Genomic DNA, 25,796 nt, shown 5'->3' with positions numbered 1-25,796 from the left:
AACTAATGGACAATAGATAATTGGAGTCACCAGTTATCCATTATTCATTTTACATTATCCATTTATTGGCTACTGCTCTTTTTTCAATCCTTCGGTAATGAATGTTCTGGTTTGGCCGTCCTCCCCAGTGTAAACAATGTATACGTCCAGGTCTTTCCGGGTGGACAGAAACCGCTTCGTGGCGTCCAGACCCATCACGAAAAAGGCCGTATCATATCCATCGGCAGTGATCGCATCCGGTGCAAAAACTGTTACGCTCAACACCGAACTTTGTTCCATCATCCCCGTTTTGGGATTGATGATGTGGCTAAACGTCTGGCCATTCGATTCGTAGTGGTTGCGGTAATTTCCAGCGGTTGTCATCGCCCGGTTTACCAGTTTCAGAGTCGTCAGCATTTTTCCGGGCTGAAGTGGATTTTCAATCCCGATTGTCCAGACCTGGCCTTCGCCTTTCTTCCCTTTAGTACGAATCTCCCCGCCAATTTCTACCATGTATCGATCGATTCCTCTACTTTCCAGAAACTCCGATACCACATCGACCGAGTAACCCTGGGCAATCCCGTTGAAATCCAGCCGTATATTTTTCTTCAGCTTCCGAATCGATGTAGAGTCGAATAAAATATTCTGAAAACCAACTAGTTGTACTAATGAGTCAATGTTAACTGGCTCGGGTAATCGTATTTTTTTAGGACCAAACCCGTAGGCTTCGACTAATGGCATGACGGTTGGGTCAAAAGCCCCATTGGTTGCCCGGAATACTTCTTCCGATTTTTTCAAGACCGGATAAAAATAGGGCGACTCAAACTGGAGCCTCTCCGACCGATTGAACCGCGAAATCTCGGAGTCTGCCCGATAGGTCGACAGGCATTTATCAATCGTTGTAAGGACCGAATCAATTTCTTTTTTGAGATTACGCTGCTGCTCATCCCGGTACTTGATATGATACGTTGTTCCCTGCGCTTCCCCTTCCAGATTGACCATTGGCAACTCCATGGCCGCTGAGAAAGAGGATATAGAGAGAGATAGAATTAGCCAGTAATAAGTAAGGCTAGTAATTTTTAATCCCGAAGGGATGACATGATTATAGGAAGCAGAAAATAGATTGGTTCGTAACCCTGAAAGGGTGAAATAATGCCACCCTTTCAGGGTTACGAACTCAATCTCGATCCATTTTACTATAATCATGACACTCCTTCGGAGTTAAAAAATGAAGAGCTAAGGCTTGCTGCTCGAGGTTGGTTCATCTTTAATGATTGCCATAAATTCCGGCAAGTGTTCCTGATAAACGCCCCGTGGAGTCGTATTGTATTTTTTAGCCATGTAGGCGGCAAAGCCAACAACTTCGCCCATCATACCGCAGGTACGCATCACACGCGTGCTGCCAAAAGCCACATGCGTTGTACTGATGTTACGACCCGCCATAAATAGGTTGGAAATATTCTTCGAATACAAACAGCGGTATGGAATGGTATACGGAGTCACTTTGATGTGTTTTGTTCCGGCAAAAAACTCCTGTCCCTCAAAGTATTTGCTGTTCTTGGGGTCAGGAAAGTGTAAGTCAATAGTCCAGGTAGCGGTTACGGTGCCATCCGGATATTGTTTGCCTTCCTGAATATCCATTTGGGTAAGAATATGGTCGCCGAGGAGCCGACGAGATTCGCGCTTGCCACCAATGTAAGCCACCCAGGCGAGTTCACGCTTCGCGTATTTTTCTGACTTGTTCTTTTTCAGGTACGACCAGTTGCCGTAAATAGCCCGCAGATTATGATCGCGGATTTTCTCGGCATCGGTGATGGTGTTATAATTCCCGAAACCCGTTTCCCACTGCCAGTCGGAGCGAGCTTCATCGATGTGATACTCATCCGAAAAGGGCAGCGCCCAGGGCACCTCGGGGAATGATGAAGTGGTATCTCGCTCCAGCGAGGCCCATAGATTGGACGTGCCCAGCGTAAAGTTATCCGATTTTTCAGCGGCAAGTGATTCCCCCGTTTCAGCCTTGCTCTCGCGCCCGAACCGATAGTCGGCACCAATCAGATCACCGAGCGTACCATCGCCGGTACAGTCGGCAAAATAGGTTCCTTCGAAGCGAGTTTCCTTATTAGTGGCAATATCTCTACCCACAACCGCGGTTACTTTATCCTTATCTTTTTCGGCTTTATACACGTGGGTGTTCAGGAACAGCTTAATGTTGCGTTCGGCTTTCACGATGGCAATTTTCCGGGCATCGCCGTACTCGTTGCCGTTCGGATTTCCATTGCCCGGATCGCCATTGTCCATTTCCCGAACAATGCGTCCGAGTTTAGGATAGTGATTCTGGTCGGTTTCTCCCCGTAGATGCACCCGAACCTCCGAGCTATTATTCCCGCCTAACAACGGGCGATCCTGAATCAGGGCCACTTTTAAACCCATGCGAGCGGCTGAAAGCGCGGCACATGTTCCCGCAATACCTCCTCCAACAACAACCAGATCGAACTGCCCCGCATTGGCCGTAGTGCCGGTCAGATTGAGTAGTTTATTCCGAAAGGCGCTGAGTTCTTCTAGTTTGTTGGGGGGAGTGAATTTAGGCGCGTTCGTAAACAGAATAGCATCGCAGCGACCGTTGAAACCAGTTAAATCATGTAGGGCTAGATTGACCTGATCGCTTTTAATATCAACTTCTCCACCGTTATACCATTTCCATTCGTCCGAACCACTTTCGCCGAAGACCATTTTTACGGGCTGGTTATCGACAACCACCTGAAATTTCCCTGGACCTTTCGGAAAAGGGGCCCAGTCTTTGGTGCGTACCCAGAGTTGGTATTTGCCCTTTTTGGGGAAGCTTACTGTTGTTGTCGCGTCCTTTACCGGACGTCCCATACCGTGGGCCATCATGTAGGAGGAGCCGATAACGACAAAGGATTGCTGGTCGATTACCCAACCGCCTTTATTCTGAAACGATTCCGTCTCGACGAAAACCTGATCCTGCGCCACCAGAGGCAGAGAAAGCAGCAGGAAGAACAGAAGTTGACAAATTGATTTCATCTCATTTTTCGATTTGGAATGGAACGCTGATTTTTATGATGCTTATGATGAGTTATGATCTATAATTTCTTGAGCTGAAATGGATATTCTGCTTTACGGAAAATATCATAGAGAAATCTTAATAATCATGATAATCAGCGTTCTATCTGGTTTGAGTAGCTTTATGTTTAAAGGCGTTCATCTTTGCCACAACGGCGCGGTTCTTCGGATGAAAATTGGTTAGAACTCGGTTGATCTCCGTTGCATATTCCTGATTGGGTGTATCTAACTGACTGGCCATCGTTTGCAGGGCTTTCTCGGACAATTTGGGCTGAGTTTCCAGCAACTTGAGCATCAGCGTAAACTGTTCTCGATTGGCGTTAACCATCGCCCTGGCGGTTGCTTCGGCCAGCGAATTCTGGAACGGGATGTTAGCCAGCTTTTTCAGAATAGCGATTTGCATTGGGTAGCCCGCTGATTGGTAGGTTTCCCAAAGCCAGACTTGACGAGCATTACTAGCAAAAAACGGGTTACTAATTTTTTGCAAGGCCGATCGGGCCGTAAAAACGTTTTTCCCCCGGATGACTTGCAGCATATCGGGTGTAAATGCCTCTACTACATTCCCGGCCTTATCGACCACTTTCTCCATTGCCCAGTATTGGTAATGGTAGTTACTGCTAGTCAGAAAGCGGTGCAGCAGGTCGTCTGTCCGGTACGATTCGGTTATCTTCTGCATTTCATCGGCCACCTTTCCATGAGCGATGTGCCAAAGCGTGTAACAGGTATACACCGCGCCATCGATCACTTCATTTTTAACGGTTTTCAAGGTAGCGCCCGCTTTGGCATCTACCGAGTCCGCCAGATTTTCGGTGCCTTTCCCGACCAGATCCTCCATCGCTACATCTTTCAGCAAGGAGTTCGTATTGTCCAGAATGTCCCGTAACTTATCGTAGTCTTCCTGTTTGAACTCCCGGTGATCCATTTTGGTGAGTACTTCTCCCGGCGGCAAATCGTAGCGAGTATAGTTGCCCAAAAGATCCCAATAGAAATTGATATAGACAGGTTTGCATTCACCCGTTAGGCAAACGGGGGTAAACACATTCCGAAAGAAATACGACGGCTGATCCTGATCATTAAACGCCAGTTTCAGCGTATAAGACGTCGTGTCGTTTTCAACAATGGTAAACTCACGTATTTTCTCCGACTTTCTGACAAGCCCTTCCGGTCGTTCCGAAAAACCGGAAAGAGTTAGAAGGATTAGTAGAAAAGTCGTTGAGCGTATCATTTCTAAATAAGGTCTTTAATCTTGCTTTTGCATCCGCATCCTCGGTCTGTGCCCTCACAGAACGTCTGTGACTAGCCGTCATTAAAGCGTTCTGTGAGGACACCATAGCCGTCAGGTTAATTATTTTATTGGCTGTGTCGTGATGTCAGTTTCTTAAAACTGACAAGCGAGGTTTCTCAAAACCTCGTTCGTTAAATTGACAATCTATCCGATAGGTTTTAAGAAACTGACACCACGACAATAGCCAGTCAAACTCCTAACCTGACGGCTATGGTGAGGACACAGACCGAGGATACGTTTTAAAAACCCCTAAATCCCCTAGAGAGGACTTTGTCTAAGCATGAGCCAAGTCCCCTTTAGGGGATTTAGGGGTACTCTTACTTCCAATCCGGATTCTGCTCCAGTTTCGGATTGGCGTTCAGTTCATCCTGCGGAATTGGGAAATATTTGTTCTTCGCCGTTACGTTCCGAACCGGATAAACGGCGTTGACGGCCTTGGGAATAACCGTCAGGAATTTGCCGGTACGGGTGAGGTCATACCAGCGGTCGCCTTCGGCAAAAAACTCCCAGGCCCGTTCCTGGAGAACGGCATCGACGAAGGCGTCTTTACTTAGACCCGTTTGTAAATCAGGCAAACCCGCCCGCTTTCGAACGGTGTTGATGTAGCCATACGCCAGGGGCGTTGCGCCATTTAGGCGCGCTTCGGCTTCGGCGGCAATCAGGTACATATCGGCGAGCCGGAAAATGGGAATGTTCGGAATCAAACCAATTGTTGACACCGGGTCCTGGTATTTCTTGATCAATACGCCGTCGGTTGTGATGGGCGTAATGCTTCTTTGCGGAATGGTTTTGCCATTTTTATCCACGTAGGTCGTGTCGAGCAGTAGTCGGCGCTTATCCGCAGGGTTGAATGAATTGTAGAATGACTGATACGCGAACATCGACCCAAACGTCGTTTTGCCATATTCCGGTCCGGCGCTGGCAGGAGGCCCGCACAGGCCCGTTAACTGGTGCGACCGACCCGGTGAAATCGGATCAACTTCATACGCCCACATATTCTCGATACGAGCGGCATCTTCCTGATCGTATTTATACACGTTGCGTACATCCGGCATCAGGGAGTATTTCCCCGATGTGATTACCGCCTGGGCTTTGTCAAGCGCTTTCTGCCACTCTTCGTTATACAAAGCCGCTTTTGCATACAGCGCATTGACCACTTCTTTAGATGGACGGCCTTTATCAACCGCCGGATAGGATGGTAAACCCGCTGCGAAGGCCAGGTCTAAGTCGGCATAAATCTGCTTGTACACATCGGCTTTGGGGCTTTTGCCAAGAATGGCATCTGCTTGCGAATAGCTGGGCGTGGTCTTGATCACTACATCGCCGAAGTTTTTGGTGAGCATCCAGAGGTAGAACGCCCGTAGGTAATAAGCTTCGCCGATGATCTGTTTTTTGCGGGTTTCATCCATCACAGCCGCCGGAACTTTGGCGATAATCCAGTTGGCTTTTTCGATACCATCGTAACCCGACGTCCAGATTTGCTGGGGAGCCTCGTTGAGTCGGGAGTTACTTTTCTGAGTCGTGTAGTTGATGTCGTAGGTAAAGAGCGTCAACGTATTACGGCCCACCACGCCACGCGGGTAAGTCTGATCATCGCTAAAGTCAGCGATCAGGGTTCCGGCCGGGCCGCTGTACATATCCGCAAACGGATCGTAAGCCGCAATGAGCCCTTTCTCCGCATCGGCGGCAGTTTTGTAAAAGGCTTCGGTGTAAATGGACGAATAAATGGTTTCATCCAGCTCACAGGAGGTCAGGCCGAAGGCAACGAGTATAGGAATAAGTATCTTTTTCATGTGTTTGAAGGATTCTGAACCGGGATTTAGCTGATTTTGGGATTTAGCTGATTTTGTTAATCGGATTTGCTGAAAACAAAATCCAGTAAATCCCAAAATCAGCTAAATCCCGGTTCAGATGATTTTAAAACGTGACCTGAAGACCGCCCAGGAATGATTTGGCTTGTGGATATACCAGATTGTCGATACCAATGGCGGTATTTGATCCTGCATAGGTATTCACTTCCGGATCGAAACCGCTGTATTTCGTGATCGTGAACAGGTTGTTGGTGCTCACATACACCCGAATTTGCTGAACCCCTTTGATGCGTGGCAGCGTATAGCCCAACGTCAGGTTCTTGCAGCGCAGGTACGACCCATCTTCAACCACCTGACTCGTCACGGGTAGGCGACCGGCTTGAAAACCGCTCACGTATTGATTGCTCGGATTGGTAGGCGACCAGCGATTGGCAAGCCCTGCCAACTGGTTCCGTTGTCCCAATGGCATTTCGAACGATAGGCGGGCGGCATTGTAAATGTCGTTCCCCTGCGAACCCGACAGGAACATGCTCAGGTCAAATCCTTTGAACGACAAATTCGTGGAAAAACCGTAGATGAACTTTGGGTTCGGATTGCCGGTGATCACCTGATCGGCAGCCGAAATGGTACCGTCACCGTTAATGTCCTTCACTTTCAGCCCACCCAAACGGCCGTCGTAACCGGGAAGAATAGCATCGCCGGTCTGGTTGATCCCATCGAATACGTAGGTTTTGAAAACACCGAGTGGCTGACCAACTTTCAAGATTGAATAAGCGGTAATGAACCGTTCCTGCGTAGTGCCACCATCCAGATCCAGCACCTTATTCCGGTTCATGGTCATGTTACCAGATACATTCCATTTCAGAGGACCATTCAGAATCCGGGCGTTTACGGCGAACTCCAGACCCTTGTTTTCCAGCGAGGCAAAGTTGCCGGTAATGGTGCCATAGCCAGAGCTTAAGGGCAGACCTTTTACGTACAATAAGTCTTTGGTGGTTTTCTGGTACGCATCGACAATAACGCTGATGCGGTTGTTGAGTAAGCTAATGTCAAGACCAATGTCGGCCTGAGCCGATTTTTCCCACCGTAAATCGGGGTTAGCGATGCCTGACGGGTTAATACCAATCATGTACGTGTGATTGATGTTGTAATCACTGCCAGGGTTAGGTGCCGAAACCGTTGCCAATGATTGATACGGGTTGAGGCCACCGGCATTTCCGGTAATACCATAACTGGCACGCAGTTTCAAATCCGAAAGCCAGGAAATGTTCTTGGCAAATGGCTCTTCAATAATCCGCCAGGCGGCAGAAACGGCCGGGAATAAACCATACTTGTGATTGGCTCCGAATTTACTCGACCCATCGACCCGGGCTGTCAAGTCCAGAAAATACTTGTCTTTATAGCCGTAATTGATACGGGCCAGGTACGAATCCAAACGAGTACGGCTGCGGCTGCTGGTAACGGTACGAGTTAACGCCAGTTGCAGGGCTTCGTTTTGGGTGGCATCGTTCGGGAAGCCGGTGGCGTTGATCTGATTTGAATTGTTGTCCTCCGATTGGGAGGCCACAACTGCCGTTGCTTTAAACGAATGCTTCTGGGCGAATAGCGTGCTGTACGTCAGGATGCTTTCATGTAGTAAAGCCAGTCCGTTGGTATTCACCTTAAAACCCGAACCCGAGTTGTCATTCAAATCCGCTTTGTTGACAATAGAACGCGGTGAGTATCCGTCGCGCAGGCTACTTTGCAGATCTACGTTGAACGATGCCCGGTACGTCAACCCTTTCAGAATGCTGAAGTCCGCGTACAAGTTGACAAGCGTCCGTTTGATGGCGTTCCGGTTCAGGACGCTGGCGAAGTTCAGCGGGTTCGTAACTTCCCGATATTGGCCACCGGCTTGTTCGCCAAATGGGAAGAGGGTACCGTCGGCCCGGTAAGGAACCAGCGTTGGCGGTGCACCAATGGCCGCGCCGAGGATAGAAGCCGTGACAACGCCCGCATCACCAATCGTTTCCGAACCCGTTGTAACCCCCGAATTAATCGCGTAACTGCCTAAGAGACTGGTTCCTACTTTCAGGAGTTTGCTTACCCGGTGGTCAACATTCAGCCGGTATGAATACCGTTTGAAGGCAGAATTGATGATAATGCCGTCCTGGTTGAAGTAGTTCGCCGAAAGAGCTACCTGGGTTTTTTCGTTGCCACCATTGATCGACAACTGGTGGTTTTGGATAGCCGCCTGACGGAAAATGAGACTTTGCCAGTTCGTGCCTTCGCCTAAGGATGCAGGGTCGGGGTAGAAATTGTTTTTGAACACCTCATTTTCTAACTGCGCAAATTGAGCCGCATTCAAAACTGGCAAGGTTTTGTTTACTTTCTGAACGCCGTAATAGCTATCGAACGTCACGCGGGTAGCACCCGTTTTACCCCGTTTGGTCGTGATCAGGACAACGCCATTGGCCGCCCGCGATCCGTAAATAGCGGATGCCGAGGCATCTTTCAGGATTTCTACCGACTCAATATCGTTCGGGTTAATGGTTGATAGTGGACTGACGTCATTGATACCACCACTGTTCGAAATCTGAATACCGTCCACAACATACAGCGGCTCGGAGCTTCCGTTGATCGAGTTTGTTCCGCGAATCCGGACGCTAATGTTACCACCAGGAGCGCCCGTATTTTGGCTCACCTGAACCCCGGCCACCCGCGATTGTAAGCCCTGCGCAACGTTGGAAACTGGCGTTTGCACCAGGTCAGCAGCTTTTACTGAAGCGATAGAACCGGTGGTTTCAATTTTGCGCTGGGTTCCGTAACCTACTACAACCACTTCGTTCAGCGAACGGTCGTCGGCTTTTAGTGTAACATCGATGGTACTTCGATTGGCGATATCCACATCCTGAGATACATAGCCAATAAAAGAAAAAGTTAAGGTAGACGCACTGGCTGGCACATTGAGCGTGTATTGGCCATCTGCATTGGTGGTTGTGCCTTGTTGCGTGCCTTTGACAAGGACGTTAACACCGGGAAGCCCTCCGTTGGTTGTGGCATCGGTGATGCGGCCCGTCAGGGTGCGAGTCGATTGTGCCTGACTCACCAGCGTGATTAGCAGTAGACAAACCAGCCCGATCACGCTTCGTAGTAGTAGAATAGATTTCATAAGTAAAGCAGCATACTGCCCGTTCGATTTAGGAATGGTTAAAATTGAAAAAGTACAAAATGTTCTAAGGTGGTACTAGATAAGCTCTGTTTGTGTCAAAAAAGATAATCTCTTACTGCTTGCTCTGTTAATAGCATGAATAGATGACTTTTTTGAATACTTATTCGATGTTAATCCCAGATAGTGATTCTGCAAAGAATTTATTGACTTTTTTTATTGGGAACATTCCCAGAATATTGGGAATGTTCCCAATATTTTCAGTAGAATAAAGTCGGCTTAGGCTTATAGGAGAGTAGACGAAGAGAGATAAAATTAGATTTGTTATATTTTAGCAAATGTCCATGCTGGCGCGAGTGAATACTCGCGCCAGTAACTTTACGTTTATGGCAACACATCAGACCACAATCATTGATATTGCCCGAGCCTTAGGGATTTCTAAATCGACCGTTTCGCGGGCGTTGACAGGCCACCCGAATGTGAACGGGAAGACGCGCCAGCGCATCCTCGATATGGCGGCTCAGGTGGATTACCAGCGAAACCAATTGGCCATTTCGTTACTAACCAATCGGACGGGCACGGTAGGGATTATCGTGCCGGAGTTTATCAGTTTTTTCTTTCCCAAGGTGATTATTGGCGCGCAGGAAGAACTGGCCCGGTCGGGCTACAATGTGGTTATCTGTCACTCGAATGAATCCTACGAAACGGAAGTGTCGAACGCAAAAGCTCTGTTGGCGAGCCGGGTCGATGGCCTGATCGTGTCGCATACGAAGGAAACCCGCAACTTCGACCACTTCAAGATTTTTCAACGCAAGGGTATTCCGGTCGTGTTTTTCAACCGGGTTTGCGAAGAGATGAACGTATCGAATGTAACGGTGGATGATTATAACGGTGCTTTTCTGGCCGTCGAGCACCTGATTCAAACCGGCCGACGACGTATTGCGCACCTGGCTGGACCCGACACGCTCACCAATAGCCGCAATCGGCTTAACGGCTACCGTGATGCCTTAACCAAATACGGAATTCCTGTTGAGCCGGAGCTGATCATTTCCTATGATTTGAATCTGGATAAGGCAAATATCTACGTAAATCATCTGCTGAATCTGCCCAATCCACCCGATGCGTTGTTTGCCATCAATGACCCCACTGCACTCGAAGCCTTAAGCGTGGCCAAACGCCGGGGCATTCTTGTGCCCGATGATCTGGCGCTCGTCGGATTTAGCGACGACCCCATTTCGGCCCTGATTGAACCGGGCCTGACAACCATTTCTCAACCCGTTACTGAACTCGGCCAACAGGCAGCTCAGGTTTTAGTCCGGCAGTTGCTGACTAAAGAAGACGAGTTTCAGCCCGAACGAGTCGTGTTGCCCACTAATCTGATCATTCGCGGATCAACGGTGAAATAGCCCGCGGATTTTTATGATCAATATGATTTAAGGTGAAAAATCATAACTGATCTTATCAATCTTAAAAATCGGCGGTCTATTACCAGACACACAGGGAGTAAGAGTTTATGAAAGGACGCTTTTAGTTTTCGTGTTTAGTGAAACGAACTAAAATCTATGACAGCCCGAATTTCCTTCCTTTTGTGTTACGTCATTAGCTTAACAGGAGTCATTGCGCAGCCTAACCCGGCTCGCCCAGATTTATGCCAGGGCGCTTATTTCACCGAAGAGGAGGGGTCAAAAGCGTTGAAGACATTTGCCAGCACCTATCATGACAAAGCCAGTTGGGAAACTCGGGCAGCGCTGATTCGGAAAGGTATTCGTGAGGGCATGAATCTGCCCGAGAAACCCAAGTTTGCTCCGCTTCAACCCATCCGGCATAGTCTCAGAAAACTAAACGGTTATACGGTTGAAAATGTCGCTTTTGAGAGCTTGCCGGGGTTCTTCATAACTGGTAATCTATATCGACCGTTGAATGCAACGGGAAAAGTGCCTGGCATCCTTTGCTCACACGGTCATGGCGCTAATCAGGACAATCGCTTGATGGAATACACCCAACAGCGGTGTGCGACACTAGCGCGCATGGGCGCTGTCGTGTTTTCGTATGACATGATCGGGTACGGCGACTCGAAGCAGTCGGAGCACAAACTTCCGGAAGCCTTGAAACTACAAACGTTGAACGGGATGCGGGCCTTGGATTTCCTGACCAGCCTTCCCGATGTTGATAAAGACCGGATTGCTATGTCGGGCGAATCGGGTGGGGGAACGCAAACCTTTCTGCTTACTGCACTCGATCCACGCATAAAAGTTTCGGTACCTGTTGTGATGGTATCAGCCCACTTTTTCGGGGGCTGCGTTTGCGAAAGCGGCATGCCGATTCATAAGCGTCCAACACATCAGACCAGCAACGTCGAAATTGCCGCGCTTGCTGCCCCCCGGCCGATGCTACTGGTGTCGGACGGGAAAGACTGGACCAAGAATACACCGAATGTGGAGTATCCGTATATCCAGAACATTTATAGTTATTACGGCGCGAAAGACCGCGTTGAAAATGTGCATTTGCCAACGGAAGGCCACGATTACGGGCCTAACAAACGGGCAGCCGCTTATCGATTTTTGGCGAAATACCTGAAGCTGGATTTGAACCGTGTTCTGAAAGATGGTCAAATCGACGAAACGCCGAATAGCGTATTACCTGCTACCGATTTACAAGTTTTTACTGCCGAACACCCACGCCCGGCCCGTGCCGTTGTGGGCGACGATGCGGTAATGGCGCTATTAAAACAATAATTCACTTAAACCCTGGCTACTGCCTGAACTATCAATTCACATGGAACTATTCAATATTAACCGTCGTCGGTTTATACAAGGCACCACGGCTTCACTCGCGCTTACCGCCTTTGGGGCCAGGGGTTTGGACCTGATGCATCCACCCAAGGCGTATCGTGTTGCCCTGATTGGTACGGGCTGGTATGGCAAAAGTGATTTACTCCGCCTGATTCAGGTGGCTCCTGTAGACGTTGTCGCACTCTGCGATGTTGATAAGAATATGCTGGCAGGCGCAGCCAAACTGGTAAGCCAGCGGCAGAAATCTGGTCAGACTCCCAAACTCTACGGCGATTACAAAAAAATGCTGGCCGAAAATCAGCTGGACATCGTCCTCATCGGTACCCCCGACCATTGGCATGCGCTGCAAATGATCGACTGTGTGAAAGCGGGCGCTCACGTGTATGTGCAAAAACCGATCAGCGTCGACGTCATGGAAGGCGAAGCGATGGTAGCCGCTGCCCGGAAATACAATAAGGTTGTGCAAGTGGGTACGCAACGCAAAAGCACCCCTCACCTGATCAGAGCTAAGAAAGAGATCGTTGATGCGGGTCTGCTTGGTAAAATATCGCACGTAGAGATGTCCTGCGATCTGCATATGCGGGCCAATGGGAATCCGCCTGTGCAAGCCGTCCCTGATTTTCTGGATTACAACATGTGGACGGGTCCCGCTCCGCTTCGTCCTTACGATGGCTTACCCCACGTGCGCTGGTGGCGGACATTCAAGGAGTACGGCAATGGCATTACGGGCGATATGTGCGTACACATGTTCGATACCGTTCGCTGGATGCTGAACCTCGGCTGGCCGAAGCGTATTAGCTCACACGGTGGCATTTACGTTCAGAAAGAGGGCAAATCGAATATTTCCGACACGCAATCAGCGCTGTTTGAATATGATGAACTGAACTGCGTATGGCATCACAAAACATGGGGAACAGCCAACAATCCCGATTATCCCTGGTCGTTTACGCTCTACGGCGAAAAAGGAACCTTATGGGGTAGTACGATGCAGTGCGACTTCATTCCGGATGGAAAAGGCGAGAAAATACATATGGATGTCGTCTATGAAAAAGAGAAATATCCAGAAGACGTTACGGAAGACACCAATCCAAAAATTGAGCTGAACGCAGCCCCAGCTACCCGCCTGCACATGCTTAACTTCCTGGACGCCATTGAAAAAAGCAGCCGTCCCGTTGCTGATATTGAGCAAGGGCATATTTCAACGGCTAGTTGCATTCTGGCCAATATGTCGATGGAAACAGGTCGCCCAATGGTATATGATCCTGTGAAGCGGGAGGTAGTTGGCGACAAAGAAGCTACCAAAATGCTCGCCAGAGACTACCGCAGCCCGTATACACACCCAGATCCGAAAAAGGTGTAGAACCCCGGTTTAAGGATGAAAAGCATTAATTGGATGAGTCTATTCAGTGAATTAACGTTAATTAACTGAATAGACTCATCTAATTAATGCTTTTCTAGGAAACTACTCCAAACTCACTAAATCCATTAACTTCTGGCTACTCATCTTACCGACCTAAGTTTCGCCGGTTTTGATTCTGACGCCTACGTAATAAACTCCAAATAATTATCAGGATTCACAACGGATAAAGAAGCCTCTGGATAAGCTGTTTGGAAGGCTTTGGGAAAACGAACGCGGTTTGTATTCCACTTCATTTCAAAAGCGCTCAACTGGCCATTGGTTTCTTCTAGCCAGTCAAGCTCCTGTTGATCATACGTTCGCCAGAAGTAAGGTATTGCCTGACTTCGCATATAAGCGTTGCGCTTGATACGTTCCGAAACCAGGTAGTTTTCCCATAAAGCACCCATATCGTTGCGTTGATCAGGCAGACTAAAGTTGTTAATCAGTGCATTACGAATCCCGTTGTCAAAGAAATACCATTTCGATGATTTCGTGACTTCCTTGCGTAGGTTGTTGCTATAGCCGCCTAATCGGAAGAGTATGAATACCTTTGTAAACAGATCAAGATACCTGACCACCGTATTTCGATCAATCTGTAGTTGTCTGCTCAGTTCATCCGTCGATACCTCACTACCTGCCTGATAGGCAACTAGTTGGAGTAACTGAAGCATTTTGTGGGCGTTTCTTACCTGTTCGAATAAGAGGATGTCTTTTAGCAAATACGACGATACCATGCCTTTTAGGTAGTCAATGCGGTCATTGGTATTTTCCATCTGTACCACATCTGGATAACTACCGAAAATGAGCCGGTCAGTCAACTGGTCACGCGTTTGAAAATAGGTTTCCGTTGCTGATAGTTCGAGTTGAGCTAATGGATAGAGCGTATGGGTAAGCTGACGGCCTACCAACGGTTCCCCCGCCCGATTTGCCAGGTCAAAAGCCGACGATCCTGTGGCGAATATGGTCAGATCCGGGAACGAATCGATCAGCAGTTTCAGCGAACGGCCAACCTCTGGAATTACCTGGGCTTCGTCAACAAGCAGTAGTTGTGTGTCGCCCAGCCAACGTTTGTAGCTGGCAACACGGCGATCATTTAGCAAGTCAGCGGTGCTGAGGTCATCACCATTAAGAAGCAGTTTCGTGCCATCAAATGAATCCGCCAGTTGATTCATCAGCACGGTCTTACCAACCCGTCTTGCGCCAACCAATAAAATAACTTTATTTGATCGAAGCTGCGACGCGATAGTCGGTTGAATACTACGTGGAATCCGCGATTTCATTAATTGGATGAGTTTATTCAGTGAATTAACGTTAATTCACTGAATAAACTCATCCAATTAATACTTTTTGCTGAAAATTACCCCAAACTCACCAGCTCTTTCAACTCCGTATCACTTAAATCTCCCAGCCAGGTTTCGCCAGTTTTGACGCTGAGGTCGGCTAGTTCGCGTTTGGAGCGGATCATGGCGTCGATTTTTTCTTCGAGTGTGCCCTGGTTCATGAGTCGATACACCCATACGTTCTTCGTTTGACCGATGCGGAAGGCCCGGTCGGTGGCTTGCGATTCGACAGCCGGATTCCACCATAAATCATAGTGAATGACGTGGTTGGCCTGGGTTAGGTTTAGGCCAGTACCACCGGCTTTAAGCGACAGAATAAACGTGTGGTCGCTGCGGTTCTTCTGAAACTGTTCAACCATCTGGTCGCGGTCAGGACGGGAAGTGCCACCGTGCAAAAACAGCGGTTGCTGACCGAATGTCTGTTGGATAAACTGCGATAGCAATTCACCCATTTCACGGTATTGCGTGAAAATCAGTACTTTCTCGTGGTTGGCATAAATCGTTTCGAGCAGGCTTAGTAGCAAGGTGGCCTTACCAGAAAGAGCAGGCGAAGGGCCGCCATCTTTGCTGTTGCTTTTCTTCAGATATTGTTGTGGGTGGTTGCCGATCTGCTTGAGTGCCGTCATTAGTTTCAGAACCAGACCCCGACGAGCGATGCCGTCTTTTTCCTCAATGGCTCGTAAGCTTTCCTGAACAACACTTTGATAAAGAGCAGCTTGTTCAGTAGTGAGGGCGCAAAATTGGTTGTTCTCGATTTTATCGGGGAGGTCGCTGATGATGCTTCGGTCAGTTTTAACGCGCCGGAGTAAAAACGGACTCGTGATTCGCCGGAATTGATCGAGTTTCTGGTGGTCGCGCTCCTGCTGAATGGGCTTGCCAAACTCCTCGTTGAATTTGCTCAAACCGCCCAGATAGCCCTTGTTCACGAAGTCCATAATACTCCAGAACTCCGATAATCGGTTCTCGACGGGCGTGCCGCTGAGCGCAATCCGAATCGGTGCTTTTAATGCTTTAACCGCTTTGGTCTGCTCGGTATCGGAATTTTTAATATTCTGAGCTTCGTCAATGACTACAACTGCCCAGGTCGTTTTCTTGAGCTTATCCAGATCGCTCCGAATCACGCCGTAAGTCGTCAGAAGTAAATCATACGTATCGTCGGCGGTTGGGAGTTTACGACTCGAACCATGATAAACCTGAGCCTGTAAGTCGGGGGCAAACCGGGCAATTTCTTTTTGCCAGTTCGTCAGCAATGTAGTTGGTAAAACAACCAGCCCTTTTTGTTTCTTAAATCGACCTTCCTGTTTAAACTTTAGAAGTAGAGCGATGATTTGCAGGGTTTTACCTAATCCCATGTCATCGGCCAGTAAGCTCCCCATGCCGAGGGCTGTATTCTTGACTAGCCAATCATAACCCCGATGCTGATAGGGACGTAGGGTAGCATGTAACGCATCGGGCAGGGGCTGAGCGGTACTTTCGGTAAACTGCTTGACCAGTTTCCGAACCTCAGGCGAAATGCCCAGGCGCCCACCTCTGTATTCTTCCGATAAAGCCGCTTTGAGCAAGTCTGAACCTGTAAGTTCGGGCGGGTTTTCGAGTTGTTTATAGAGCTTGGTGAGTTCGTTCGGATCAATTAGAACGTACTGGTCTTTGATTTTAACCAGCCCAGTTGTGCGACCGACTAATTTCTGAAATTCACTCACGCTCACCATCTCGTCGCCAAGAGCAACCTGCCAATCGAAGGTCAGCATATCGTCCAGGCGCATGAAGGCGTCATCGGCTGTGACTTTCGCTTTCAATCGTGCGCCTACCTGCGGGCGAACCCAGTGTTGAAGCGACTTCGGTAACCAGAGCGCAATGCCCAGCAACTGCATGCGCGGCAGGGTATCGAGCAAAACCTGGACAAATTCAGAAGGGGAGTAGGCGAGGTAAGCGCCCCCACCCAACCGGGTCAATTTGGCTAAATCAGGAAAGTGCCGGGATAGCACCAGCAAATCCTGCAAAACCGCCATCCGAATGGGTGCGTGTTTCTTTTTGGCTAATAAGTCTGGTAAAGGTATGGGGGCTGCGGGCGTTCCTCCCGTATCAGTGGCGTCACGGTCACGAATAAGCAGACTCATCCGAAACTCATCGCCATATTCATTTTCCTCAACGGCCAGAATTGGTACGAATCGCTTGTGGGTCAGGAAAAAATCGTTTAGCCATAACTGCATCGCCAATGGCATCTCTTTCCGACCAAACCCCTCAAATCGTAAGGTTTCGATACCAAAAAACAATCGATCAGCGTCTTCGAGAGGCCATCGTTCCCAAAGCTCAATGGTTGTTGGTTTGATAACCTTGCGTAAAAACAGCGAACAGAGTGTCAGAATCAGTTGCTCACCAGGTAGTGCCAGCCATTCTTTCTGCCAGCGAACCGTCAGCAGCGTTGGCGGAATTTGCGTGTTCAGTCGGTCGGTTACCTGCTTAACGGCTTCGTTCAGTGTCGCCGGAATCCACCGTACCCGGTAGTGTTCTTCGGCTGGCCCGACCCGCAGTAATTGAGGTACGATTGCTCCTCGGCGAAGCAGAGCCGCCGAGAACTGATGAGTCAGATACAACGATCGAACCGAATCGCTCATTTCGGGCCAGTCGGCTTCGGTGAGCGTATCGAGCCAGCTAATCAGGTCGCTTAAGGTGAAGCCGCTGAGCGATCGTTGTTCGCCATGCTCACTAAACATACTGATTTTCTTCACCGACATAACTTCATCGAGTTGTAGTTCGATGCTGTCGCTGAAGTTGGGCCGCTCTTCCTGCGAGAACGGTTTTATATCGGATATAGGCTTACTGAATAACTTGTACGCTTTGGCCAGCGATTTATGAAAGTCACCTTTGGTAAACGTTACATCGGGCGAAAGCAGGCCCAGTAGTTGGTCCGATAAGGACGGAATGGCAGCAAAATCCAGGCTGGCCCGCGCTTTTTCGTCAGGTACCCAATCTTCATCATCCGGGAACTCGTCGGTACAGATTTCTTTAAACGAAAAAACGGCTCCCATGCTACCGCCAATGGTGCTGGCCTGATCTTTCTGAAGTTCGTCCAGAATATCCAGCCCTTTTAGCTGGAAAACCAGGAAAGGATTTCTGTCAATTTCGTTGGCAATGATATAAATAACGGCCGCCAGGTGCTTGCACGGCACGGCGAAGTCAGGGCAGGAGCAACCCATCGTCAAATCCTGAAACGACTTCGGAAATAGCTTGATACCCCGCCGATTGGCAAATTCGGTCAATTCCTGCGGGAGCTGGCGGTTCAACAGTTGCGCCAGTATGGCCGGATTTTCTCGAATTTCGGTCAGAAGCCAGTCTTTTTCCTGATCCGTAAAAAGGGGTACCGATAGCTTGGTTTTATACGGCCGTGGAGCCGATCCTTTAATAGAGGCACTAATCTGATTATTGGAAATCAGTAATCCCATTACGGCACCCTGATTGGCATAGGTTTTTCCGCGTGGAATGCGGTTCGCCATGTCGATGCTTGTCAGGGCGTTTAGCCACTGCTGGCCCCACCATGTTTTGCCGTAGGTGATGCGTTCTGCCATATGTCACAAACTCTTAATCCGAGTACAATAATAGAGGATCAACAATTCTATAACGGGTTTACTCGCGGCACAAGTATTGGTTGAAAGCCGTTCGGTCATCCACAAAAATCGTAAATCGACTAACCTTCTTCTGAATACCATAAGGCCCGACGAAGGTAATCGGTTCAGTAAAAACGAATAAAAGATTCGGACTGGTCAGGAATGCTCCATTAAGGAGTCCAGATTGTTTAGCCGGTTTTTCATTGATAAATGAGACATGGGCAATTTGCGACCGAAGAATGGTGGCTCGCCAGCGTACGCCTAAACGCAACTGCAAGTGAGTCTCCGATAGGTACGACGGTCGTTTACCGGTTGCTATCGCATCGGCAACAAAAAACAGCATCCCATATGTACTAATGATAGTTATCCAGACTGCCGCAGTTGGGTTCCAGCGGGCTACGAGCAGGTGAACGGCCACTTCTTCGATTAAACCTACAACCAGCAACCCGACAGTTAAGGCTAGTTGTCCCGATTGGCGGTGAGTTGTCAGCGTTCTCGCACCAGTCGGAACATCGGTCTGAAGCCGCCAGCCGAACAGCACATAATACAGAATAACCCCTTCGCCAATCATAAACGCTGAAGCCCGTTCGCCGAAAACAGTTGCCAGACTCAGTCGGAGAGCGGTTTCTGGATCAATCGCTGGGCGTAGCTGCCGATACGTTTGGACGATGGTTCGGATACGTAATCCTGCAATGATCAGCACCATTACCTCACTGAAAATCAACAGAAAAGGCCAAAACTGGTTGGGTAGCTGAGCGTTCGATGGTAAAATAAAAAGCGCTACTCGTAGCATGAGTAAGGCTATCAGCAGAAGTCGGTTGGAAGCTAACCGAAGCGGTTTGGACACGATCCAGTAAAACAGGCCTGTTGTTACGAAAACCAAATCGACTAATACACCTACGGATAGCAATAGTGGGTTCTTGCCGAAAACAACTGTTTGCGTAACCATCACTTCTACCCCAATCAGCAAGATTGTTAGCAGTAAGAACGCCAGTATTCGGGATGAGATAAAGTTGCGAACTGGAAGCATGGACGTGGTAAATAATAGAACGTTACTGGCTGACGAAGAACATTTTAGCTACAACAGGCCAAAACTAAATCTTTATACTTGTTTCATAATTGGACAACGACTTTAGTAGAAAGGATTTTAATGATAAACGGATCGCTAAATCACGTAAAAGGGTCATTTTCGCCAAGTTGGCGGTTAAAAAGCCAATCTTTTTTACTTACATTTACTTACTCCCTATCTCTCAGTTAAACCAGTTAGTCATATGGTTCTGGACGCACCTGCTGCTAGTACCCCGCTCGGGCGTGGTATCAAACACATTGGTATCGGTAAGTACGGTAGTAAGCCGCTCACCCCTGAACTATTAACGGAATGCAGAGCTGCATTAATTGACCCAACCGCCCATCCGTTGCAACGGGGAGCCTTTCTAGGAGCCTTATTGGCCAAAGGGCCAACCGCCGAAGAGCGGACATTAGAAGATGTAATCGGAAAGGGAGCCTTCTCGCATCCAACCTTTTTTATTAACAAACTTTGCCCCGATTTACCGGAAGGTTTGCTACCCATTGCCACTAAACTGGTTCGGGGGGCTAACCTGCAAGTCTCTGAAGCCGAGCAACTGGGCGATTACCTGTTTAGCGATGGCCGATGTGAAACGTTCCGGGGCCTTGCCGCTAGTATCATGCGGGTTCGGCACGAGACCAATGAAGAATACCAGGGCCTGATGCGGGCCGCCGAACGGACATTCACTCCCGGCTTTGGCTCAATGAGTTGTGCCGACCGGCCACTTGTTCAACTGGCCGAACCGTTTGATGGGGTCGAGAACAGTTACCTGATTACGCCCCTGCTGGCGCAACTAGTTCAGAAACGGGGTTACGGGGCCATCTCACTGGTTGGTCGATCGGGAGGACCGAAATTTACGCTCAACGCGCTTGATTTATACATGAATCTGGGTTGCCAGTTTCTGCAAAGCAACCACGAACTCGATACGCCCCTAGCATCCTACGGCTGGGTACTTGATCAGAAAGCGTTATCGCCCGCGCTAAATCGCTGGGTAGATCGTCGCCATGTTATTATTAAACGCCCTTTTCTGGCGACGCTCGAAAAAGTATTGAATCCCTGTCATGCTCAAATTCTGGTTACATCGGTATTTCATATTACGTACCAGATGAAAATGGCAGAACTGGCGATGTTGGCTGGCTTCGATGGCGTTATTGTCCTGAAACGGGGCCTGGAAGGGAGCCTGGCTCCATCAACCAGCCGGGCGTGTGGGGTATTGTGCGCCGTTCGAACGCCACGAGGGCATTTGTTTTTCCAGCATTTTGAGGGCGATTCAGGCGCTTTCTCCACCTTTCGGACCAAAACCGAAACAGAATACGAGCAGCCCCAGGCACTCGATAATGCCCGACTTGTTCGTCAATTTATGGTTGAGGGGAAAACGGCGAATGCCGATTTTGATAACCGGGTTCGATTTGCCCACGCGCTCTACGGTCGAGGCCTCGATTGGATTGAGGGGCAGTTGCGGTAGTGTTTACTATTGTCATTTTGCTAAACCTGCCCGCCAGGTTAGTAACTTAGTTCGCATATCGCCCACCAACTTGGCGTGCTGATTGGCTACATCCGTTTGCTCGGAAGGGTCGGTGAGCAGATTATAGAGTTCCGCGCCAGAACCATCGGCATTCACCAGCAGCTTCCAGTTTCCTTCCCGCATCGCCAGATTCGGGCTCTTGTCGCGGCCTGCCGGGTAGCGAAACGATTCGTTATTACGACCATATTCCCAGAAAAGGGGTTTCTTTCGAACAGCAGGTTTACCCAGCAGCACCGTTGCCATATTCTCACCATCAGATCGAGCCCGGTTCTCCTTTTTGCCAGACAGACTTACCAACGTGGGCAGTAAGTCAATTGCACTCACTATGGACTGGTTATCAAGGTTGCCTTTGGGTGTTCGAGCCGGATAGCGTACGATGAAAGGCATCCGAATGCCTCCTTCGTAAAGCGAAAGCTTGCTACCTCGGAATGTGCCCGACCGTTTTCCCTGGAAAGTAGGCAGGGCACCGTTGTCGCTGGTAAACATAACGAGCGTATTGTCATCGATGCCCAATGTTTTCAAGCCCGCCATCAGGCGACCAATTTGTAGGTCGAGTTCGGCCAGCACGGCGTTGAATTCACGTGGGTTTTCGGTTCCCTTTGGAAACTCGTTGAGGGTTGTTTCGTCAGGTACCCAGGGCGTGTGAACATCGTCGGGCCAAAGGTTGATGTAGCAGGGTTTACCTGGGTTTCGCTTCAGAAAATCGAGCGTTTTATCAACGAAGTAGGCCGTTCTGTTCCAGCGTTTCACACTATCCGATTTAGCCCAAATCCAGTTGGTCGACGTGAGCAGTGGGTCAGGGTCGGGACTTTCCCAGGTACTGGCATATTCATCAAAACCGTATTGCCGGATACCGGGCGCGTTATCGACATCACGTCCACCTCCCATATGCCATTTGCCAAAATGGGCCGTAGAATATCCCACCGTTTTAAGTTCACGTGCTACAGAGGGGGCCGAAGCGTCCAGAAAATCGGCTTGTTCGCAGGTGCGGTTGTGTTTTCGCTCGGCCAAAAATGAGGTGATCCGCCATTTGCCGGGTACATTTCCCGTAAGAAGGCCTACTCGTGAGGGCGAACAGATCGGGGCTGCGCTGTAGTAGTTGGTAAATTTAATACCATCGGCTGCCAGCCGGTCGATGTTAGGCGTGGGTGGCAACTGATTGACCGAATTGCTGGGGCGATAGCAACCCACATCGGCCGAACCCATATCGTCGATCAGAATCAGAATAATGTTGGGCGGACGATTCGTTTGTTTCTGCTTAGTTAGTGGTATTGACGGGCCAAAGCTATTAAACAGCAGCCCTATCCCTAGTATTGGAAGTACCAGTCGAATAGTCATAAAAAACTCAGGTCAATTGCCTTTAAAGCGAAATAAGCGATTGAGGATAGGCTCCTACTAATCTAATTCTAGAGCTAGAAACAATTTCAATAAAATAACCGCTTAGAGAGCATAAGCCGTGAGGTTTTACCGCATCCGTTTTTTTTGACCATTGCGCCGTACCTTTGCTGTTGAAGGTTATTAACCAAAGATGACAGACGTACTCATTATTGGCGGTGGTATTGTAGGATTGGCTACCGCTTTGCAGCTAAAACAACAGCGACCGGGTCTTAAGATCGTTCTGATTGAGAAAGAAGCGGCCGTAGCCCGCCATCAGACCGGCCATAATAGTGGCGTCATTCACTCCGGGTTGTATTATAAGCCCGGAAGCCTGAAAGCCACCAACTGCATCCAGGGCTATAAGATGCTCATTAATTTTTGCGATGCAGAAGGTATTCCGTATGATCTGTGTGGCAAGATTGTGGTAGCGACCAAACAGGAAGAACTACCGCAGTTGGAAACGCTCTATCAGCGTGGTCAACTAAATGGGCTGGGCGGCTTAAAAAAACTCACGCTCGCCGAAATGCGTGAACTAGAACCTCACGTTACGGGCGTAGCGGGTATGTTCGTTCCGCAAACAGGTATTATCGACTACAAGCAGGTATCCGATAAGTACGCCGAGAAGTTTCAGGCACTGGGTGGCGAAATCCACCTGAATGAGCGGGTTGAACAGATAACTCCGGGTACGAGCCTGAGTATTGTTGTGACCAATAAAGGCCGTTATGAAACCAAATTAGTCGTGAACTGCGCCGGGCTATATTCCGACAAAATGGCCCAATTAACGCAGCCGGGCGGGGTTGATGTACGTATTGTACCGTTCCGGGGCGAGTATTTCAAGATTAAGCCCCAAAAAGAATACCTGGTTAAAAACCTGATTTATCCAGTTCCTGACCCGAATTTCCCGTTTCTGGGCGTTCACTTTACGCGTATGGTTCACGGGGGTGTAGAAGCTGGCCCAAATGCCGTACTGGCATTCCAGCGGGAGGGTTACAAGAAATCAGATATTAACCTGAAAGAACTCTTCGAAACGCTTACCTGGCCGGGATTTCAGAAAGTGGCCGCTAAATACTGGGAAACCGGTTTGGGCGAAATGTACCGTTCCTTCTCAAAAGCAGCCTTTACCAAAGCCTTACAGGCCTTGATTCCGGAAATTCAGGAGTCGGATCTAGAGCCCGGTGGAGCGGGCGTTCGCGCCCAGGCCTGCGATCGGACAGGCGGGTTGCTCGATGATTTTGCCATTCTGGAAACCGATAAAGCGATCAATGTTGTGAATGCCCCGTCGCCCGCTGCTACATCGTCGTTGTCGATTGGGAAAACGGTCTCGGAGAAGGTAATGGCTCGGTTTTAAATGGATGCGCTGGAGCCGTTTATTCGACACATTCAGGCAAGGGTTACGCTAACTGACGAAGAGCTGCCCGAAATGCTTGCAGCCTTTAAACTGAAAAAGCTTAAAAAGAGGCAATTCATCATTCAGCCGGACTTTGTAGCAGCTCACAGAAACTACGTACTGCAAGGGGCTTTACGGTCGTATGTCGTTGACCCAACTGGCGTTGAGCACACGATACAGTTCGCTTTGGAAGACTGGTGGATATCAGACTATAACAGCTATCTGTACCAAAAGCCAGCTACTTTATTTGTCGTGGCTCTGGAAGAGAGTACCCTATTGCAGATAGACTACACAACCGAACAACGTCTTAAGGCAGCGAACCATAAATTCGAGACGTTTTTCAGGATTGGTGCCGAACGAACAGCCGCTTATCATCAACGTCGGATTGTTTCGGCACTAACCCGTACGGCAGAGGAGCGGTACAACGATTTTCTGGAAGCTTATCCTACGGCCGCACAACGGTTGCCTCAGTATGCAATTGCCTCCTATCTGGGCATGACTACCGAGTTTCTTTCCAAAATCAGGCATGATAAGGTTAAGCGAAAAAGTTGAACCAGTTCAAGCGTTTTTCCTAAGCTAGTTCATTTTAATGCCCTGCCGTTGCTGGCAATTTTGTGGCGTTAAAACGAACAAACATGTCACAGAAATTAGCAGGTAAAGTTGCCGTGGTTACGGGAGGTAACAGCGGTATTGGATTCGCAACGGCCAAATTATTCGCACAGGAAGGGGCAAAGGTTACGATCACTGGTCGCAACGCTACCACCATTGAAAGTGCCGTTGCCGAAATTGGTGAGGGTGCCATTGGGGTCGTTAGTGATGTTTCCGATGTCAATAGTTTTGAGCCGCTTTATAAGCAAGTTGAAAGCACATTCAAATAGATGTACTGATCGTGAATGCCGGTATTGTTATGATAGCTCCGCTGGAAAGCTTTACCGAGGAAATGTTCGATACGGTTAGCAATATCAATTACAAAGGCGTCTTTTTTACGGTGCAGAAGGCGTTGCCCTATTTGAATGACGGTGCGTCCATCGTTGTTACGTCCTCTACGGTTGCGAATAAAGGCATAGCTGGTGGAGCAGCCTATTTATCGTCAAAGGCGGCTGAACGGGCGTTGGTGAGGGCTTTTGCTGCTGAATTGGTGAGCAAAAATATCCGGGTAAATGCGTTATCACCGGGCTCAATCGATACGCCGATCTTTGAAAAAGCAGGCTGGGAAACTGCACAGATTGATGAAATAAACAGCTTTTTTGCAACTGTAACGCCTATGAAACGGGCAGGTACGGTAGACGAAATGGCAAAAGGATTCTTATTCCTTGCTTCCTCTGAATCATCGTACATGACCGGCGGGGATCTGTTGCTGGATGGCGGGTTTAGTAATCTGTAATAGGACTGTGATCAACAGACCAAATTCATGCATCAATACAAACAATATGATACCCATAGAGTTCTTTCTGTGCAACAGGCTTCGTGCCTTAAAACAGATTGACTCATGAAAGCTATCAATCAAATTGATGAACTAGATACACCTTCCGATTTGAAGGAAAAAGGTCGCGAAAAGGTCGCTGAATCAGTGAATCGGCTCGTTGCCGACGCCTTTGCGCTCTATGTCAAAACGAAAAATTTTCACTGGCATATGTCAGGAAAACACTTCCGCGATTATCACTTGCTGCTTGACGAACAGGCCGATCAAATTTTTGCAACCATTGATCCATTAGCCGAACGCGTTCGGAAAATTGGTGGAAACACTATCCGATCTATCGCGCACATTGCTCAGTTACAGCATGTAAAAGATAATGATGAGGATTTCGTGTCGGCGCATGATATGCTGAAGGACCTGGAAGCCGAGAATCGGAAGATGGCCAAGCACATGCGTGAGGCTCATAAAATTGCCGACGACGCCGAAGATGTAGCCACTGCCAGCTTGCTAGAGGTTTATATAGACGAAACCGAACGGCGCACCTGGTTCCTGTTCGAAACCACCCGGGATTAGTTGTTTGTCAT

At 48.8% G+C, this 25,796-nt stretch carries 16 protein-coding genes and 1 pseudogene; 8 read left to right on the top strand and 9 right to left on the bottom strand.

The genetic code is table 11. The annotated features are described in order from the left end of the window. Positions 1-69: 69 nt before the first annotated feature. The 5 genes from ACYVGO_RS08970 to ACYVGO_RS08950 all read right to left on the bottom strand — a co-directional run bounded on the left by ACYVGO_RS08970 (position 70) and on the right by ACYVGO_RS08950 (position 9,307). Entirely contained in the window at positions 70-1,185 is a 1,116-nt protein-coding gene (locus tag ACYVGO_RS08970) for an FAD:protein FMN transferase (RefSeq protein ID WP_460968970.1), read from the bottom strand. Between the two features lie 30 nt (positions 1,186-1,215). Next, a complete protein-coding gene (locus ACYVGO_RS08965; RefSeq protein ID WP_460968969.1) occupies positions 1,216-3,021 on the bottom strand; it encodes an FAD-dependent oxidoreductase in 1,806 nt (601 codons plus the stop codon). A 142-nt stretch (positions 3,022-3,163) separates the two neighbouring features. Then, positions 3,164-4,285, bottom strand: a complete 1,122-nt coding sequence (locus ACYVGO_RS08960) for a hypothetical protein (protein WP_460968968.1) — start codon at positions 4,283-4,285, stop codon at positions 3,164-3,166. Positions 4,286-4,662: 377 nt separating this feature from the next. Then, entirely contained in the window at positions 4,663-6,138 is a 1,476-nt protein-coding gene (locus tag ACYVGO_RS08955) for a RagB/SusD family nutrient uptake outer membrane protein (protein ID WP_460968967.1), read from the bottom strand. Positions 6,139-6,262: 124 nt separating this feature from the next. Next, positions 6,263-9,307: a SusC/RagA family TonB-linked outer membrane protein gene (locus tag ACYVGO_RS08950; protein ID WP_460968966.1), complete on the bottom strand. Its 3,045-nt coding sequence runs from the start codon at positions 9,305-9,307 to the stop codon at positions 6,263-6,265. Positions 9,308-9,690: 383 nt separating this feature from the next. On the opposite strand from ACYVGO_RS08950, the gene ACYVGO_RS08945 reads away from it, so the two are divergent. The 3 genes from ACYVGO_RS08945 (at position 9,691) to ACYVGO_RS08935 (ending at position 13,456) form a co-directional block, all read left to right on the top strand. Next, positions 9,691-10,710, top strand: a complete 1,020-nt coding sequence (locus ACYVGO_RS08945) for a LacI family DNA-binding transcriptional regulator (RefSeq protein WP_460968965.1) — start codon at positions 9,691-9,693, stop codon at positions 10,708-10,710. 156 nt (positions 10,711-10,866) lie between these two features. Next, a complete protein-coding gene (locus ACYVGO_RS08940; RefSeq protein WP_460968964.1) occupies positions 10,867-12,039 on the top strand; it encodes an alpha/beta hydrolase family protein in 1,173 nt (390 codons plus the stop codon). Positions 12,040-12,079: 40 nt separating this feature from the next. Beyond that, positions 12,080-13,456, top strand: coding sequence for a Gfo/Idh/MocA family protein (locus ACYVGO_RS08935; RefSeq protein WP_460968963.1), 1,377 nt, complete (start codon positions 12,080-12,082; stop codon positions 13,454-13,456). A 182-nt stretch (positions 13,457-13,638) separates the two neighbouring features. Here the strand turns inward: ACYVGO_RS08935 and ACYVGO_RS08930 are convergent, their stop codons facing one another. The 3 genes from ACYVGO_RS08930 to ACYVGO_RS08920 all read right to left on the bottom strand — a co-directional run bounded on the left by ACYVGO_RS08930 (position 13,639) and on the right by ACYVGO_RS08920 (position 19,470). Then, positions 13,639-14,775 carry an ATP-binding protein gene (locus ACYVGO_RS08930; RefSeq protein ID WP_460968962.1) on the bottom strand — a complete coding sequence of 379 codons (1,137 nt, stop codon included), beginning with the start codon at positions 14,773-14,775 and terminating at the stop codon, positions 13,639-13,641. A 77-nt stretch (positions 14,776-14,852) separates the two neighbouring features. After that, complete coding sequence (locus ACYVGO_RS08925) at positions 14,853-18,401, bottom strand: SNF2-related protein (protein WP_460968961.1); 3,549 nt, start codon at positions 18,399-18,401, stop codon at positions 14,853-14,855. Between the two features lie 58 nt (positions 18,402-18,459). Continuing rightward, positions 18,460-19,470, bottom strand: a complete 1,011-nt coding sequence (locus ACYVGO_RS08920) for a hypothetical protein (RefSeq protein ID WP_460968960.1) — start codon at positions 19,468-19,470, stop codon at positions 18,460-18,462. 241 nt (positions 19,471-19,711) lie between these two features. On the opposite strand from ACYVGO_RS08920, the gene ACYVGO_RS08915 reads away from it, so the two are divergent. Continuing rightward, complete coding sequence (locus tag ACYVGO_RS08915; protein WP_460968959.1) at positions 19,712-20,971, top strand: anthranilate phosphoribosyltransferase; 1,260 nt, start codon at positions 19,712-19,714, stop codon at positions 20,969-20,971. A gap of 12 nt (positions 20,972-20,983) precedes the next feature. On the opposite strand, the gene ACYVGO_RS08910 is transcribed toward ACYVGO_RS08915, so the two are convergent. Then, positions 20,984-22,369, bottom strand: coding sequence for a sulfatase family protein (locus ACYVGO_RS08910; RefSeq protein WP_460968958.1), 1,386 nt, complete (start codon positions 22,367-22,369; stop codon positions 20,984-20,986). Between the two features lie 190 nt (positions 22,370-22,559). Here ACYVGO_RS08910 and lhgO point away from each other — a divergent pair, with 190 nt between their 5' ends. From lhgO to ACYVGO_RS08890, 4 genes and pseudogenes are all read left to right on the top strand, one after another. Continuing rightward, positions 22,560-23,756, top strand: coding sequence for an L-2-hydroxyglutarate oxidase (lhgO, locus tag ACYVGO_RS08905; RefSeq protein WP_460968957.1), 1,197 nt, complete (start codon positions 22,560-22,562; stop codon positions 23,754-23,756). Next, the gene (locus tag ACYVGO_RS08900; RefSeq protein WP_460968956.1) at positions 23,757-24,347 is read left to right on the top strand and encodes a Crp/Fnr family transcriptional regulator; all 591 of its coding nucleotides are present in this window, start codon (positions 23,757-23,759) and stop codon (positions 24,345-24,347) included. It begins immediately after the preceding gene. Positions 24,348-24,430: 83 nt separating this feature from the next. Further along, positions 24,431-25,179: pseudogene (locus tag ACYVGO_RS08895) on the top strand (SDR family oxidoreductase). Positions 25,180-25,284: 105 nt separating this feature from the next. After that, positions 25,285-25,785 carry a Dps family protein gene (locus ACYVGO_RS08890; protein ID WP_460968955.1) on the top strand — a complete coding sequence of 167 codons (501 nt, stop codon included), beginning with the start codon at positions 25,285-25,287 and terminating at the stop codon, positions 25,783-25,785. Positions 25,786-25,796: the final 11 nt, after the last annotated feature.

It is taken from the genome of Spirosoma migulaei, assembly GCF_054776855.1.
Note: the sequence above shows the minus strand (reverse complement) of the source record. Positions and strands in the feature narration are given on the sequence as shown.